The sequence below is a fragment of the Winogradskyella sp. HB-48 genome (assembly GCF_049942685.1).
In the GTDB taxonomy this organism is placed as follows: domain Bacteria; phylum Bacteroidota; class Bacteroidia; order Flavobacteriales; family Flavobacteriaceae; genus Winogradskyella.
Window position 1 is genome coordinate 3,139,071 of the sequence record NZ_CP187934.1, and the last position, 15,993, is coordinate 3,155,063.

The 15,993-nt window shown below is 33.8% G+C and carries 17 protein-coding genes; 2 read left to right on the forward strand and 15 right to left on the reverse strand.

The features are described from left to right. Positions 1-42 precede the first annotated feature (42 nt). On the reverse strand, positions 43-513 hold the full coding sequence (locus ACPX19_RS14055; protein WP_426430665.1) for a nuclear transport factor 2 family protein: 471 nt from the start codon (positions 511-513) through the stop codon (positions 43-45). 107 nt (positions 514-620) lie between these two features. Here ACPX19_RS14055 and panB point away from each other — a divergent pair, with 107 nt between their 5' ends. Next, entirely contained in the window at positions 621-1,439 is an 819-nt protein-coding gene (gene panB, locus ACPX19_RS14060; protein ID WP_426430666.1) for a 3-methyl-2-oxobutanoate hydroxymethyltransferase, read from the forward strand. A gap of 38 nt (positions 1,440-1,477) precedes the next feature. Next, on the forward strand, positions 1,478-2,176 hold the full coding sequence (locus ACPX19_RS14065) for an RluA family pseudouridine synthase (protein WP_426430667.1): 699 nt from the start codon (positions 1,478-1,480) through the stop codon (positions 2,174-2,176). Here ACPX19_RS14065 and ACPX19_RS14070 read toward each other — a convergent pair. The 14 genes from ACPX19_RS14070 to ACPX19_RS14135 form a co-directional block, all read right to left on the reverse strand. Then, positions 2,173-2,871, reverse strand: a complete 699-nt coding sequence (locus ACPX19_RS14070) for a sensor histidine kinase (RefSeq protein ID WP_426430668.1) — start codon at positions 2,869-2,871, stop codon at positions 2,173-2,175. The two genes, ACPX19_RS14065 and ACPX19_RS14070, sit on opposite strands and share 4 nt — an antisense overlap. Before the next feature lie 77 nt (positions 2,872-2,948). Continuing rightward, positions 2,949-3,644 (reverse strand): hypothetical protein, encoded by a 696-nt coding sequence (locus ACPX19_RS14075; protein ID WP_426430669.1) that lies wholly within the window; start codon positions 3,642-3,644, stop codon positions 2,949-2,951. Further along, on the reverse strand, positions 3,645-4,142 hold the full coding sequence (locus tag ACPX19_RS14080; RefSeq protein WP_426430670.1) for a hypothetical protein: 498 nt from the start codon (positions 4,140-4,142) through the stop codon (positions 3,645-3,647). A gap of 85 nt (positions 4,143-4,227) precedes the next feature. After that, positions 4,228-5,073: a biotin-dependent carboxyltransferase family protein gene (locus ACPX19_RS14085; RefSeq protein WP_426430671.1), complete on the reverse strand. Its 846-nt coding sequence runs from the start codon at positions 5,071-5,073 to the stop codon at positions 4,228-4,230. After that, positions 5,066-5,794 carry a 5-oxoprolinase subunit PxpB gene (gene pxpB, locus ACPX19_RS14090; RefSeq protein WP_426430672.1) on the reverse strand — a complete coding sequence of 243 codons (729 nt, stop codon included), beginning with the start codon at positions 5,792-5,794 and terminating at the stop codon, positions 5,066-5,068. Before pxpB ends, ACPX19_RS14085 begins: the two co-directional genes overlap by 8 nt. A gap of 6 nt (positions 5,795-5,800) precedes the next feature. Continuing rightward, positions 5,801-6,541 (reverse strand): 5-oxoprolinase subunit PxpA, encoded by a 741-nt coding sequence (pxpA, locus tag ACPX19_RS14095; protein WP_426430673.1) that lies wholly within the window; start codon positions 6,539-6,541, stop codon positions 5,801-5,803. Beyond that, a complete protein-coding gene (locus ACPX19_RS14100) occupies positions 6,538-7,761 on the reverse strand; it encodes an Nramp family divalent metal transporter (protein WP_426430674.1) in 1,224 nt (407 codons plus the stop codon). The genes pxpA and ACPX19_RS14100 overlap by 4 nt, the downstream gene beginning before the upstream one ends. Next, positions 7,761-8,873, reverse strand: coding sequence for a DUF2891 domain-containing protein (locus tag ACPX19_RS14105; protein WP_426430675.1), 1,113 nt, complete (start codon positions 8,871-8,873; stop codon positions 7,761-7,763). The genes ACPX19_RS14100 and ACPX19_RS14105 overlap by 1 nt, the downstream gene beginning before the upstream one ends. Positions 8,874-9,040: 167 nt before the next feature. Continuing rightward, entirely contained in the window at positions 9,041-10,456 is a 1,416-nt protein-coding gene (locus tag ACPX19_RS14110) for a hypothetical protein (protein WP_426430676.1), read from the reverse strand. After that, complete coding sequence (locus ACPX19_RS14115; protein WP_426430677.1) at positions 10,453-11,010, reverse strand: RNA polymerase sigma factor; 558 nt, start codon at positions 11,008-11,010, stop codon at positions 10,453-10,455. The genes ACPX19_RS14110 and ACPX19_RS14115 overlap by 4 nt, the downstream gene beginning before the upstream one ends. Positions 11,011-11,132: 122 nt before the next feature. Further along, entirely contained in the window at positions 11,133-12,410 is a 1,278-nt protein-coding gene (locus ACPX19_RS14120) for an LVIVD repeat-containing protein (protein WP_426430678.1), read from the reverse strand. Positions 12,411-12,529: 119 nt separating this feature from the next. Then, positions 12,530-13,294 carry an imm11 family protein gene (locus ACPX19_RS14125; RefSeq protein WP_426430679.1) on the reverse strand — a complete coding sequence of 255 codons (765 nt, stop codon included), beginning with the start codon at positions 13,292-13,294 and terminating at the stop codon, positions 12,530-12,532. Between the two features lie 33 nt (positions 13,295-13,327). After that, complete coding sequence (locus ACPX19_RS14130) at positions 13,328-14,866, reverse strand: YifB family Mg chelatase-like AAA ATPase (RefSeq protein ID WP_426430680.1); 1,539 nt, start codon at positions 14,864-14,866, stop codon at positions 13,328-13,330. 28 nt (positions 14,867-14,894) lie between these two features. Beyond that, entirely contained in the window at positions 14,895-15,854 is a 960-nt protein-coding gene (locus tag ACPX19_RS14135) for a YheT family hydrolase (protein WP_426430681.1), read from the reverse strand. Positions 15,855-15,993: the final 139 nt, after the last annotated feature.

Sequence of the window (15,993 nt, forward strand, 5' to 3'; positions counted from 1 at the left end):
TCTGAGACTTTTTCTTCTCAATGCATTAGTTACTATTACTTTTTAATTTTTGGAGCTTACCTGACAACCATCTCTTCGTCTGGTGTCTACTAGGTAAATGATTTTCCATTCGTGATCTTCTTTCATTAATTGAAAGGAATTGACACCACAATGACTAAAATTTCCATTATACCAAAACTCGTATGGTGTCCATGCATTTGCCATGTTTCCATCTACCTGAATATTGAAACTTAATAATTTTTCCTCAAAGGTATTTTCAACTGGAATACTCGCAATACTCTTCAAAAACTGACCATATTCGTTTTCGCTTAAAACAGATTGTCCTTCCTTATTTACAGAGATAGATTGTAATTTTATATCACCTTTTGCCATTGTTCTTAATGCCGTCGTATCTTGTTTATGAAAGGCTTCAAAAAAATTAACGATTGTAGTTTTCACTTTTTCTGTTTCAGGATCTTGAGCATTTAGATTAAAACTTAAGCATAAAATAATTAGTGGTAATAGTTTTGTCATGATTAATAGTTTTTCTGAAATTAAATATTCAACTGTATTTCTATGCGTTAATAAACAAAAGTTTAACAAATCTCTTTATTTTTACAGACACAAATTTTTGAAACACTATGTCTGTCGCCAAAAAAGAATACAAAAGAATTACCGTAAAAACCCTTGTGGACATGAAGTCTAAGGGTGAAAAAATTTCAATGCTTACTGCATACGATTACACCATGGCTAAAATTGTGGATGGTGCCGGTGTTGATGTCATTTTAGTTGGCGATTCAGCAAGTAATGTTATGGCGGGTCATGAAACTACGCTACCAATCACATTAGATCAAATGATTTATCATGCCTCTTCTGTGGTAAGAGCTATCGATAGAGCTTTAGTTGTGGTCGACCTTCCTTTTGGAACATACCAAAGTGATCCAAAAGAAGCATTACGTTCTGCTATTAGGATTATGAAAGAATCTGGCGGACATGCCGTAAAACTAGAAGGCGGCAAAGAAATTAAAGATTCTATAAAGCGTATTTTAAATGCTGGAATTCCTGTAATGGGTCATTTAGGATTAACACCTCAGTCTATCTATAAATTTGGAACATATACAGTCAGAGCTAAAGAAGAGCAAGAAGCTCAAGACTTAAGGGAAGATGCCAAAATGCTTGAAAAAGCTGGATGCTTTGCTATTGTATTAGAAAAGATTCCTGCCAAACTTGCTAAAGAAGTTGCCGAGAGTGTGAGTATTCCTGTTATTGGTATTGGTGCTGGTGATGGTGTTGATGGACAAGTATTGGTGCTTCATGATATGATTGGAATGACACACGAATTCAATCCGAGATTCTTACGTAGATATATGAATTTATATGAAGATATGACCAAAGCTATCGGACAATATGTAGAAGATGTGAAAACTCAGGACTTTCCTAATGATAAAGAGCAGTACTAAAAGCCACTTATATTTCTTGAGGGGAAAATCATTCAATAGTGTCAAAAATTCTATCCAACAAATCCAACTTACAAATTCTCTATGAAGATAACCATATCATAGTGGTTAATAAACGTGCTGGTGATATTGTGCAAGGCGATAAAACTGGCGATAAGCCATTAAGTGATGTTGTTAAGGACTATATTAAAGACAAGTACAATAAGCCTGGCAATGTTTATTTGGGTGTTGTACACCGTTTAGATAGACCAACTACTGGGATTGTGTTATTTGCTAAAACCAGCAAAGCCTTACCTCGTTTAAATAAGTTATTTGCAGAAAAGAAAACAAGTAAAACCTATTGGGCTTTAGTAAAAAACAAACCTCCTAAAGTTCAAGATCGTCTTGTTCATTGGCTCAAGAAAAATCCCAAAAACAATAAATCTACGGCCTTTGATACTGAGGTAGAGGATAGTAAAAAGGCTATTTTAAATTATCAAATTCTTAAAACTTTAGACAATTTTTATCTGCTTGAAATTGATCTAGAAACCGGAAGACACCATCAAATTCGATGTCAGTTGGCTAAAATTGGATGTCCAATTAAAGGCGATTTAAAATATGGATTTAAAAGAAGCAACAAAGATGCAAGCATAAGCTTACACGCAAGAAAACTAGAGTTTACACACCCTATAAAGAAAGAAAAGCTAAGTGTTATTGCATCTTTACCAAATGATAGTTTATGGCAAGCTTGCGAAGATTAAGCATTACGGTATGGATAGCTTAAGGTAAGTACCGTACCATTATCTGGTTCTGACTTTAAATTAAATTCAGCATTCAAAAGTTCTGCACGTTTTTTCATATTGGTCATACCAGAACCTTGTTCCACACCTTTAAGATCAAAACCTATTCCATCGTCAGCAACCTTAATTTGAAGCGCTTTTGGTGTGTAGTTTAGTTCTACTTTTAAAGTTTCTGCTTCAGCATATTTAAGGGTATTTGAGAAAAATTCCTGTAAAATTCTGAAAAGAATAATTTCATCCTTTTTATTCTCCAGAGTAAGGTTTTCTCCTTCTATATTTAGAGTCGCTTCTATTAACCCAGATTTGTTTAGGCGATTGATTTCATTTTCTACAGTAGCCTTAAAACCCATATTCTGCATCACATCACTATTCAACGATTTTGACAATGCCCTTACCTCTGCTAAACTTACTTTTAATGCGTCGGAAGCATTGTCTACTTTAGGTTTAAGGTCTTCGGTAGCATTACGAGATACGCTATTCATCTGCATAGTTGCAAAGGCCAATAATTGACCTACGTTATCATGCAACTCTCTACCAACATTCTTAAGCGTTTCCTCCTGAATTTCCTGTTGTGTTTTTATAAGCTCTTCATCAAACTGTTTTTGCTGCCGAATGTTTTTTAATAATAGTTGGTTTTTTCTCTTCTGAAACGTCAAAAAGAAAACTACGAAAACAATAACAATAGTTAATACAAAAAAGACGACATACACAATTAGAGCTATCTCCTCTTCGCTTATTCTTTTTTGAATTGAATAGTATATAAGAAAGCAAATGTAAAGCATGAGTATAAGAAGATATTAATAATGAACATGTAGATGTGTCTAAACTTTATGAAACTCTTATTCACTTCATAAAAATAACTATCAAAAGTGAATAATGGTGCTGTACATAAATAATACAAAAGTAATCCTGAACTTATATAAAATACAGGAAGTTTATAAAATAATAACACTTTATCACTGCTCAATAATTGTTTGTAATACAAAATCACAAAAACAAGTACCATAAATGTTTCTAAAAAAACATTATATGGCAATGATTTGATAAAAAATGTGCCACTTATTAAAAAGTAAATAATCGTAAAAATCGCATATAACAGAATTGCAATTTTGATTACATTTTTGGATGATTTTCGATTAACAATTTTTAAATAAAATTTACCGAATATGAGTATCGCAACAAAAGAGTATATGTTATACAACCATGTGTTAGAACAAATAACACTATTCTTAAGCCATATAAACCAATCGTAATCATAGTTATTAAGCAATAAATAACCATACATTCCAATAGTTTCAACCACAACAACGAACCATAGATACCAAATGAAAATTTTCATTTGTTTATCACTGGTTTTAAAGTAATAATAAGTACCAGCTAAAGCAGCAATAAGCTCAACGATATGAATTGCTACTATATAATTTGACATTTATTGTGGATAATTAGCGCTAGGTGGTTCTCCGCCACTTCCTTTATTTAATCCATCTGCTCCTTGTAAATCGTTACCACCACCTTGCAAGGTTGGTAAAATAGCACCCTCAGAAACTTTTTTAGAACCTGTTGGTACAAAGAACATCGTCATTAAACCTGGTCCTTCTTTAGTATCAGGATAGGCACCTGCATAAAGCCTTAAACCATCTAAGGTGTAACCCATAGAATCTGCTTGCTGTTTTGCATATGCGATGTATGATTCTATTTCATCTATTGAATACCATGACGATCTGTTATCAGGAGTTTTAATTAAGGAATCGCTAATAATAGTATGTCTGCTATTATAGGCTTGATCTAATGTTTTTATTTCTTCTGGTGAAATTAATCCCTTAGGTTGTTGCGCCATAAACTCTAAATTTTCATTACTTGTTAAATAATAATAAGTCCCGGCTATACCTAAAACCAGACCTATTAAAAGCGTTAATAGCTTTTTCATAATACAGAGATTTAATTGTTAGTTGAATCTAATGTATTGAAATTATGAAACAAATAAAACTATTATTAAATATTTTCCTACAAATTTACTCTTTTAATCTAAAGTTTATTGTATTTCCTGAAGTTTTTTGAGCAAGTTTATTAATAGCTTTTTCAGTTAACTGCAATACTCTTGGATATCCACCTGTTGTTTGGCAATCTCGCATCAAAACAATTAAATTCCCTTTAGGTGTTAATTGTACTGTTCCAGACAGCACAGGTGTACTAAGAATTGGCAATAAATTGTTTTCAAGAGATGGTTCTAATTGATAGGCCATTCTATTGTTTAAATTACTAACGGTATAATCATTTGATAACAAGACTTGTTTTTGATTTTTATTAAGCATAAAAAACTCAGGACCTTTAAAGGATTCCAAAATATTACAATTAATAACCGATTGATCATACTTTACACTAGAAAAGGACGTTAGATCACTTAATTCTGGCTTATAACGGATATATTCATCTTTTTGAATTACATTTTGGGTTGACACTGGGTTGTATTGACTTCTACTTCCTAATATAACATCAGTTTTAAACCCGCCTTTTACAGCTAAATATGCTCTAATACCACTTTCAGTTTTACCAAAACTCAAAATGTCATTGGCCTTGATGGCAACAACTCTGTTCGGTTTTATGGCAATATCATTTAATTTTGGGGCCATAAAAGCTCCTGATACAACAATCGAAGTTGGTTCCAGAAACTGAAATTTTCCGCCGATCATGGTCATTTCAATCAATGCGGCATTTTTGTCATTTCCTAACAGGGCATTAGCAAATCTACTGGAATAGGAGTCCATAGCACCAGAAACAGGTACTCCATACTTTCGATATCCAAAACGACCACTATCTTGAATGGTCGAATAAAATCCGGTTTTGAGAACTCTAAGCATCAATTATAGGTTTTAACATAAATTTGCCATAATTAATTTCATGCTCAATTTCTAAATATTCGGACTTTGAAATTGGTTTAAACCTAATCAAATCTCCAGCACTAAATATAGAAGGTGGATTGGTTTTTGGGTTAAAGAGTTCAATAGGAGTCTTACCAATAATATGCCATCCACCCGGACTGTTCTGTGGATAAATTCCTGTTTGGTTTCCGCCTATCCCAACAGACCCTTTTTCTACATATAAATTTGGGGTTGATTTTCGGTCTAAATACAACTTTTTATCCAACCCTCCCAAATACAAAAAGCCAGGTAAAAACCCTATAAAATAAATGGTGTAATTTACTTTGGAATGAAGCTCTATAACCTCTCTCTTTGAGAGGTCTTTTTTACTAGAAAAATCATCCAAATCAACTCCAAATTCGTTGCCATAACACACGGGAATTTCCCATAAGTTAGGTTTTAGATCTTCAATATCAATTTCATTAATTTTTAATGATTTTAACCTGAATATTTCATCATTGATATTATCTATAGTGTAATCGTATATAATTAATATTGAGTTAAATGCATTGATTATTTCAATACTTTGTTTAATATAATGATTCTGAATAATTTTTTTAAAATTCAATATACTTTTCAATATATTTGTATCAATAAGTGAAGGCCATTCAATTAAAATTGAGCGCTCGTTATAGCATGAAAATTTTAACTTGTACTCCATAAAAGCTTATTGAATTCTTACATTATATTTTGGTAATTCCTTGGTTAAAAAATCTAAAATATCAAATGCGTTTTTAGTATCCCCATGGATACAAAACGTAGATGCTTTTATAGACACTTCTACCCCATTAACTGCGGTTACTTTTTCGCGATGAATAATATTCAAAACATGATCCAATATTTTGGAGTTTTCATGTAAAATTGCGTTGTTGTTTTTTCGTGACACCAGCGATAAATCACTGTTGTAATTTCGATCTGCGAACGCTTCAAAAGTCACCTCTATTTTTTCATCTTTAGCAAGGTTTGCAATCACAGACTTATAAGGAGCATAAAGTTGAATGGGCATAGCGAAACTTTTAAAGACCTCTACAACAACTTTAGCTATTTTCTCATCTTTAGCAGCCAAATTATAAAGTGCACCATGAGGTTTTATATGGTGTAATTGCACATTTTCTTTATAAAGCACTTTCTGCAGACTTCTTATTTGGGATTTTAAGCTACTATATAAATCAGCAGATCGCATATCACATGCAACCCTACCAAAATTTTCTTTATCTGGAAATGACGGGTGAGCACCAATTTTCACCTTATATTGTTTGGCTAATCTAACAACTTTTGTCATTGTTGCTAAATCGCCCGCATGTCCACCACATGCAATGTTACAGGATGACAAATAAGGCATAAGCATGCCTTCATTATTCAATCCTTCACCAACATCTGCATTTATATCTATTGTTTTAAAACTCATATAAGATCAAAAACACTCAAAATTCCTTTCAGTCCTAAAAAGATAGTAATAACCAAAATAATCAGGCCCAAAATATTCTGAAATTTTGAGTTTATATAGATTCCCAATACAGCTCTTTTATTCATAACCCACAACAGAAACCCTGCAATAATTGGTAATAATAAGCCATTTGCAACCTGAGCAAATTTTATAATTTCAATGGATTTAAAACCCACAGAAGAAAAAATGACACCTAGTCCTAGGATAAACATCCAGACGGCTCTAAAACGCCTCGATTTTAAGTTGGCGGCCCACCCTAAACATCCACTAGCCACATAGGCTGCTGCTAAAGGAGCGGTGATAGCACTTGTAAGACCCGCAGCAAACAATCCAATAGATAAAAAATACTTTGCGTTTGTACCAAAAAGTGGTTCTAGTGCTAATGCCAAATCCGCTGCATTACTAATGTTATCGGTTTTAATAGCAGCTGCAGAAATGATAATACCCATTGATACTATACCACCAAGAACTACAGCTAGAATTGTGTCTTTTCTAGCTGATCCAATAGCTGAATTAGTTTTCCATTTGGTTTTAGCTAATGAGGCATGTAAGAACAAATTGTAAGGTACTACAGTTGTACCAACAAGTGCCACAATAGTTAATATGCTTTCCTCTGGGAATTGAGGTACCAACATATTTTTAAGTATACTTAAAACCTCCGGTTCAGTTAGTATTGCTGTTGAAAGAAATGCCAAACTCATCAAGATTACCAAACCCACCAAAACCCTCTCAAGTATTCTGTATTTTCCGAGGTACAAAAGCACGAATGATAAAAACCCTAATATCCAAGGAATCGCAGACACTTTATAATGAAATAAGTTAAGCGTTTGATGACCTACTAATGATTCTAAGCCCAGCGCCCCACCACTTATATTTCCCGCTTCGTAAGCTGCATTCCCTACAACAATGGCAGATAATATCAATATAATACTTAATGCTCTTAAAACTGGATTTTTAATTTCCTCTCGAATGACCTGAGATAAGCCTTTTTGGGATACAATGCCTAACCGTGCAGCCATGTCTTGTAAGACTATAGTAGCGATAACGGATAAGACCATCGCCCAAAGCAATGCATAACCAAAATTAACACCTGCCAAAGTGCAAACCGTGACAGTTCCTGGACCAATAAACGCAGCTGCCACCAAAGGTCCTGGTCCAATATTTTGGAACCAGTTTTTCATTAGTTATTGATAGAATTTAAAGCAAAGATGGCAAAGCTCCCTAACCAATGACCACCCTCATAACTATCCCCAACAATACTTGGCAAGGAATAGTTAATATGTTTGTTTGCTAAATTTTTAAGGTGATTAAATTCAGACAAGTCTTTAGCGATATAATTTAAACTCCAAGCTCTTGAAAAGTTGACGCCATCTAAATGTACCAATTTACCGTCGGTTCTATCTGATACTTTTCCCACCTCGATATGAAAACCCTTATTATTAAGCTCTGGAAGAAAATCATTCACCCAGTCTAAATATTCATCTTTAGACAAAACGCGTTTCATTAAAGCGGCTTCTTCTAAACATGGCGATAAAAAATCGAATCCGCTGGGTTCCCATTCCAAAGGGCAGTTTTGGTCGTTTAAGTAAAAGTCTTTAGCACGCTTATCAATCATATTCTGCAACTCGACATTTTCTAAGGCTAAGGCATAGTCGTAAGCAAAACTTAATCCAAAGGCTGTGTTTGGGTGCTCTCCTACTCTGATGGGATAATTCAATTTTGGCAGAAACTCTAAATAACGCTCCACAATTAAATTAGTCAGTGGCTGTAGATTTTCTTCCATTATTCTTGCACTTGGGTGATTCCACGTATGTAATTCTTCGGCCAGTTTAAGCAACCAAGCCCATCCATATGTGCGCTCATAGGAGGTGTTGTGTTTTCCTTCAAAATACACCACTTCTTGTTCTATATTTTCTTTTGAAATGTTAGAAATTAATTTCTGAATCAAATCTTCACGTTGGTGGAGTTCCGGAAATTCCTTCAATAGTTTTACCAAACTCCAATGACCATGCACAGCCGAATGCCAATCGAAACAGCCATAAAACGCTGGGTGTAACTCCTTGGGCGACTTTAAATCGTCATCACCTCCCAATACCTGTCCTAATTTGTTAGGATATTCGGTATTAATGCAATGTATTGGTAGAGTTGCTAAGCGATTAGCTTGTTCTAAGTTAAGTTGTGGCACTTCAACTAAAGGAACTTCTACTTTAGGTTTAGAATCTTGTTTTGTCTCTTTAGAATTCTGACAATTTGCTAGTAGGATGATTACAATTAAAAGCCTGTAATATTTCATAAACATAGATGGTTAGTACAGTAAAAATACATTAAAAAATAATGACAAAGCTTTCATACAGAAAACAAGTCGACACTCTATCTATGTTCTTAGAACTTAATCTTAACTAAAGCAAGTAATCACTAAAATATATAATAAAAGTAAAGTTAGACTTGAAAGCCTTTAAACTAGAGTTTTAGCTGCAAGCCAAACAACACTCTCAACTGAGTATTTTTAAAGTCTTGAGCGTTATTACTTATCGGTTTCTGAAAGTAGTTGTAGCTTGGCTCTATAAATAACAGTGTTTTTTCTGTTAGTTTATAAGATACATTAGTGTTTAGCGTAGCGCCAAAAACAGTATTCACAACTCCAATATTTTCACCTATTTCTTCATCATTTAGATAAGCTCTGTTATTTGTAATAAAGTTGACATTACCTCCAACACCCATTGAAATATCGTACTTTTCCTTTGCAAGGAACTTATAGAAAACTTCTAATGGCACCTGAACATAATCGAGCTGTTGCTGTAAAGTGCCATTATCAGTAAATTCAGTGGATGTCCCATCATTACTAGCAAATTCTGATGAAGACCCGAAAAACACCAAAGACTCATCACTAACTATAGCTTGGCCTCCATCTGAAGCAAGCGATCCATCTGTACTAGCATAAGCAATATTATTAATTTGCTGGCCTAATATATTTTTACCAACTCCTGTTTTAATCAATAGTTTATCTGAGATGGCATATCCAACTTTAAAGCTATAAACAAAATCATTTTGAGCACTTGTGCTTAAAGCTGTTCCCTGAAAAGAAGCATCAGAAGCTGTGTTAGACAAACCACCTAAAACCTCAACAGACCATTTTGAACTGTTAGCAACATCTGTATTTATAGAATCCTTTTCATTATTATTTTCTGCCATTAATTCTTTATACAAATCTAGCTTTGCCTCTGCATTCTCTTTTATTAATGAATCTACTGCGACAATTTTGGTTTCTTTAGCATTATCTATTAAACTTTTATTATCGTTTTGTAAATCTGGAATAAGCTCATTATTCTTGAGATTTCTTTCTTGTTCACTATTTTGAGCGTAGTTATTAGTAGCATTAGCTATTTCACTTGTGTTGCTTAATTTTTCCTTTAAATCCTGTATACCTGACTTCTCTCTACTTTTATTTTGATTCTTATTATCTGAATAGTCTCTATCTGCTAATTTACTGTTTTGTAATGCTTTTTTTAAAGCTTCATTTGTATCCTTTGATTCTCTTTCAGTAGAATCTTTACTGGTTTCATTTGTAACAATTCCTTCATTATTTTTTTTGGAATCTGGTTCCAATATACTTGCTCCATTTTCATATTGTTTTGTATCGCTAATTTCTTTCGCAGGTTCACTTATTGGTGTTTCCACTTCGACATTAGTTGGTCTAAACACATACCCTAGCATTAGCACTAAAATTGCCGCTGCTGAGCCCCAAAACCAAAAGGCACCTCTCCGCTTCTTTTTGGGATGTAATCTAGCCTCAATATTGTCCCACAATTCTTTTGGAGGTTCCTTAGTGAAGGACTTTAATTCGCTGTATATTTCTTCAATATCATCCTTCTTCATGATACTTTTTTACTTGTTTCCTCATTGATTTTTAACCTTAACAGATTTTTTGCCCTGCTTAATAATGACTTGGATGTCCCTTCTGCCATATTCAACTTTTCAGATATTTCCTTATGGCTATAGCCTTCAAATACAAACAGGTTGAAAATCATTCTGTAATTATCTGGCAACTGTTGTATATGCTCTAGCAATTCATTTTGAGACACAGAAACACTGCGATTTTCATTGTTGTCTTCATGGGTATCTTCAACCTGAATTTCATTATTTATAGCAACATGTAACTGACGTTGTTTTTTTCGTAAAACCTCTAAAGCCTCATTTACAAATATCCTTTTAGCCCAACCTTCAAAACTTCCCTTGAATTGATACTGACCTATCTTTTGAAAAAGGGCTATGAATGCATCTTGAAAAACATCATCAGCTTCGGTTTTATTTTTCATATATTTTAGACAAATACCATACAGGATAGGCGAAAGCAGCGTGTATAATTCGCGCTGCCCTTCCCTATCTTTCTGAATACATTTTTGTATGAGTATCCGAAGTTTATTGTCCAAGTTGGTATAATCTATATGTTTGCTGGTATGTTATAAATTTATTAATAATTACAATTAAACAAACAAATAACCATTTCATATTTAGAGATTTACAACAAGTTAAAGTTAATGTAACTTTAATTCTAAAATTGAATAGTCCCTATAAGCTCTAACCCGAAGTTATCCGTGTAACTAAACTGATGGATTATATTTTCACCAACTGATATAAGATGTGATGAAAGCGGAATAACATCTTTTGAGTCTACATTATAAGTATTCTCTAAGACTATATCACTAGGATTTGCTGCATTAAAAACATTAATACCATTATCATTACACACATATAGAATATTATCCTTAATTCCCAAACCATATGGGTTAGATAAAAAATAGGTAGAGTACTCTACAGGAGAAGTGATATCTGAAACATCTATAACATTTACTTGATCTTCTATAGCTCCACAACTATTGCCACCTCTAATCGTGATGTAAGCAGTATTTTCCTCAACAACTACAGGATCACAACCTGTTGCATGTAGAAATGATGATGTGTAAGCTGGATTAAATTCATCCTGTAAACCTACAATATGCATACCGTTTGTAGCACCAATAAACATGTAATCTTTTCTGATAAAGGTAGTTTCCAACACTGCACCACCAAACCAGCCTTCCATCCAAGTTTCTGAAACTTGGGTTATATTGTTATAATTACTAATATCAAAAGTTAATAATGAGTAATCATTTAGAGTATACAAAGCATTATTAAAAATCTGAAACTTAGCATAAGAGCCTCCAACACCAACTTCATTTGCAGCAACAGCTCCATCAAAATTTTCCCAACCCCAAAAAATATCGTCATTCCAATTGTATATGTTTGGGTCGTTATCAGCTATCACTCTTTCCATTTGTATTGTGGCATAACCTGCTATGAATTCGTCTTCTGAAGTTGGATAAACATTGTCTTGATAGTAGGCGACATCGTTTGGAAATGCAGCATAATATGGCAACATGTCCTCTTCTGTATTAACCAATTGAATATTTGACAAATTACTTATATCAAATACCACCAAGTCCATGTAATTATCTGCATAAAGAATATTGTTCTTTACCGAAATATCATTAACACCTTCTAATTGAATGAATGCTAAGTTTACTGGTGATGCAGGATTTTGATTATTAAAAATATGGATGCCAGAATTCTGGGCGATGTAGAACAACAAATCCGTGTAAACATAAATTTTACCGTCAGAATTTGTGGGTTGAGCATCTGTAATTGCTATTGAATTTCTAATTTCGGATTTAGATTTTATTAACGGAACTGTTACAGCAACAGTATCTAGCATTCCATCATCATTGTTACAACTGGTTAATTGCAAACACATTGCAACAAAAAGAACTAAAGGTAAAATTTTATGCTTCATAATATTGGTTTTCTTATAAGATGAAAAAAACACAAAAGGTTGCAGTGATTTTTGAAAAATTACAAATTCAATCAAGTTGTAAGACTTTTTTTCAAATCTATAAGAGTATTTGAATCGACTTATTTTCTAATACTTCCGTCAGGTCTCATTTGGGGAATACGACCATAAATTTTTTCCCTCAAACCATTTGAACCAAGCCAATCATTTAGGCTAACATCAATTGGTCTAAACTCAATTCCAGTAATTTTTTGTTCCTCTATTTCATTTTTCAGTTTTTCAGATACAATTCCTAAACTTGCACTTTCATAATTTCGAAGAAAGAAATAATCTATATCCATTTCCTTAACAAAGGAAATATTTTTAAGAAATAACATTTTAGGGTATTTCATGATTTCAACCATATTTAAAAATTCTTCCTTATTAGAAACTCTTTCCAAATAATTTTGGATGGGTTTTCCGTTCTCATCTCTATATTTTAATAAAAGGGCTGTATTTGTAAAATCTATAAAATCATATGGAATATCATAAATGTGAGTTTGCCAATAGTTATCTATTTTCTTTTCTTTATGAATTATATATGTTGAATAAAACTGAATTCCAAAACAATTAAACTGTTCTAAAATGGTTTTAAACTTATCATTAATTAGCATAGATCCATAAGAGAAACCTATACTGCTTGTATGGATTAAATCTGTTTGATTTGACTTGGAATATAAGACAGCATTTGAGAGAATGGGATTTACCTCAATTTTTTCAAATGGAAATCTATCTATAAAATTTGGATTATCTGAAATATGACAATTATGGACTACCTCTTTGACTTGGGGAAGATGCCCCATAATCTTTTCATTTAAGCTATTATTAATGGAAAAATATTTCATCATGGTAGAATTTTAACAATAAAAGCATAACCGAGTTTATCCCAACCAACCTTCACGATCCAAACTTCTATATTGAATAGCTTCGCTAATATGAGATCCAGTTACATCTTCTGAACCTTCTAAATCTGCAATGGTTCTTGATACTTTTAAGATTCTGTCGTATGCTCTAGCGGAAAGGTTTAGGCGTTCCATAGCTGATTTAAGTAATTCTAAAGAGCCTTCGTCCAGCTTACAGTACTCTCGTATCTGTTTCGTATTCATTTGGGCATTGTAATGCACGTTTTCTAAGACTTCAAATCGTTTGGTTTGCAATTCCCTGGCAGCAGTAACACGTTTTCTAATCTCTACTGAAGATTCGCCTTTTCTATTATCGGAAAGTTTTTCAAAAGGTACAGGAGTCACTTCAATATGAATATCGATGCGATCTAACAAAGGTCCAGAAATCTTACTCAAATAGCGTTGCATTTCTGCAGGACTAGACGTTACAGGTGCATCAGGATCATTAAAATAACCACCAGGACTGGGATTCATACTGGCTACCAACATAAACGAACTTGGATAGGTGACTGTAAACTTTGCTCTGGAAATCGTTACTTCCCTATCTTCCAACGGTTGACGCATTACTTCGAGAACTTCGCGCTTAAACTCTGGCAATTCATCTAAAAACAAAACTCCATTATGCGATAAGGAAATTTCACCTGGTTGTGGATAACTTCCACCTCCGACTAAGGCGACGTTTGATATGGTATGATGAGGACTTCTAAAAGGTCGTTGTGCCATCAAGCCAGTATGATCTTTTACACGACCAACTACTGAATGAATTTTAGTCGTTTCTAATGCTTCATGCAATGTCATTGGTGGTAAAATACTTGGCAAACGCTTTGCCAACATGGTTTTACCAGAACCTGGTGGACCAATCAGAATGATATTATGACCACCAGCTGCTGCAATTTCCATACAACGTTTGATGCTTTCTTGGCCTTTGACATCTGCAAAATCGAATTCTGGGAAATCGAGATTTTTATAAAATTCCTCTCGTGTATTGATGATGGTTTGCTCTAAGTTTTCACCTTTATCAAAATAATCAATAACCTGTTTTATATTGTCGACACCATAAACCTTTAAATCATTAACTATTGCAGCTTCTTTGGCATTCTGGCTTGGTAAAATGAAACCCTTAAACCCTTCCTCTCTGGCCTTTACCGCAATTGGTAATGCTCCTTTTATAGGTTGTAAACTACCATCTAATGACAACTCTCCCATTATGAGATACTCGTCTAAGTTTTCTGCTTTAATTTGATTAGATGCTGCTAAAATTCCTACTGCTAGAGTTAGATCATAAGCTGAACCTTCTTTCCGCAAATCGGCTGGTGCCATATTAATGGTAATCTTCTTTCCCGGAATTCTGTAACCGTTATTTTGCAAGGCTGCCGCAATACGGTAATTGCTTTCTTTTATTGCATTATCAGGAAGCCCGACCAAATGATATCCTACACCTTGATCCACATTTACTTCAACGGTTATTGTTGTAGCTTCGACACCAAAAACGGCACTTCCAAAAACTTTTTTGAGCATAAATGATCGATTTGGATAAATCTACAAATTAAAGTTGATTTACAAACCCCAAAGCTCGTTTCTCGTTATAATACACATTTCCTTTGTCAATAAACCCAACATGTCCACCGTACTTTGGCATTTCGAGATAAAGATTAGGATTTTGTTTTGCTTCCTTAACAGGATAACATTCTGCTGAGAGAAATGAATCGTTAAGCGAATTGATAATTAGTGCTGGAATGGTAATGCTCGGTAGATATTGCAAACTGCTAGCTTGCTCGTAATAATCTAAAGCATTCTTAAATCCATGAGCCTTTGATGTGTAGACATCATCAAAATCGATTAAGGTTTTTATGGAATTAAAATCAGCAATTGAAATATCTTGCGGAAACTGTTCTAACTTAGGCTTTAATTTGTCTTTAAGATGCGCCAAAAACCTGATGGCATAGTGTCTATTTTTCAAACTCATCAACGCATCACAAGAACCTTTTAAATAGCATGGTGACGAGACTGCTACGATTCCTTTTAATTCTTTTGGTAAGTTGTTCCGCTCGCCTACATACTTTAGAGCCATATTTGCACCAAGACTAATGCCTTTTATATAAATGTCGCTGTATTTGTCTTTCCCTAAAACATGGTTAATAACGGCATCCAAATCTTCTGTAGCACCAGAATGGTAACTTCTGAATAAGCGGTTAGGCTCACCACTACAACCTCTAAAATTTACAGCACAAGCATCTACCCCATTTTGGTTGAATAATTTTGCTGTGCCTGTAACATACGGTCGTTGTGCATGACCTTCTAAACCGTGCAATAATATAATTACTTTTTTTGAAGGTTGTTCAGTATAACTCCAATCCACATCTATAAAGTCACCATCCTTTAGCTCAATACGTTCTCTTGTTTGCTCCACATTGCTCACTGTTCTAGCTAATCCTGAAAATACAGTAGACACAAAGCTTTTCTTTGCCCAAAATGGTGGTTTGTATGTGGATTCTATTATTGGCATTCTTTGTTACTAGGTAGTTTGTGTCAGTTCGAGTGAATTTTACACTCATAAAAGTGTAAAATTAGTATCGAGAACCATCTGAAACTTTATAATAAAAACTTCTTGATACAAATTTCCTGGATTAGGATTGCACTCCTAC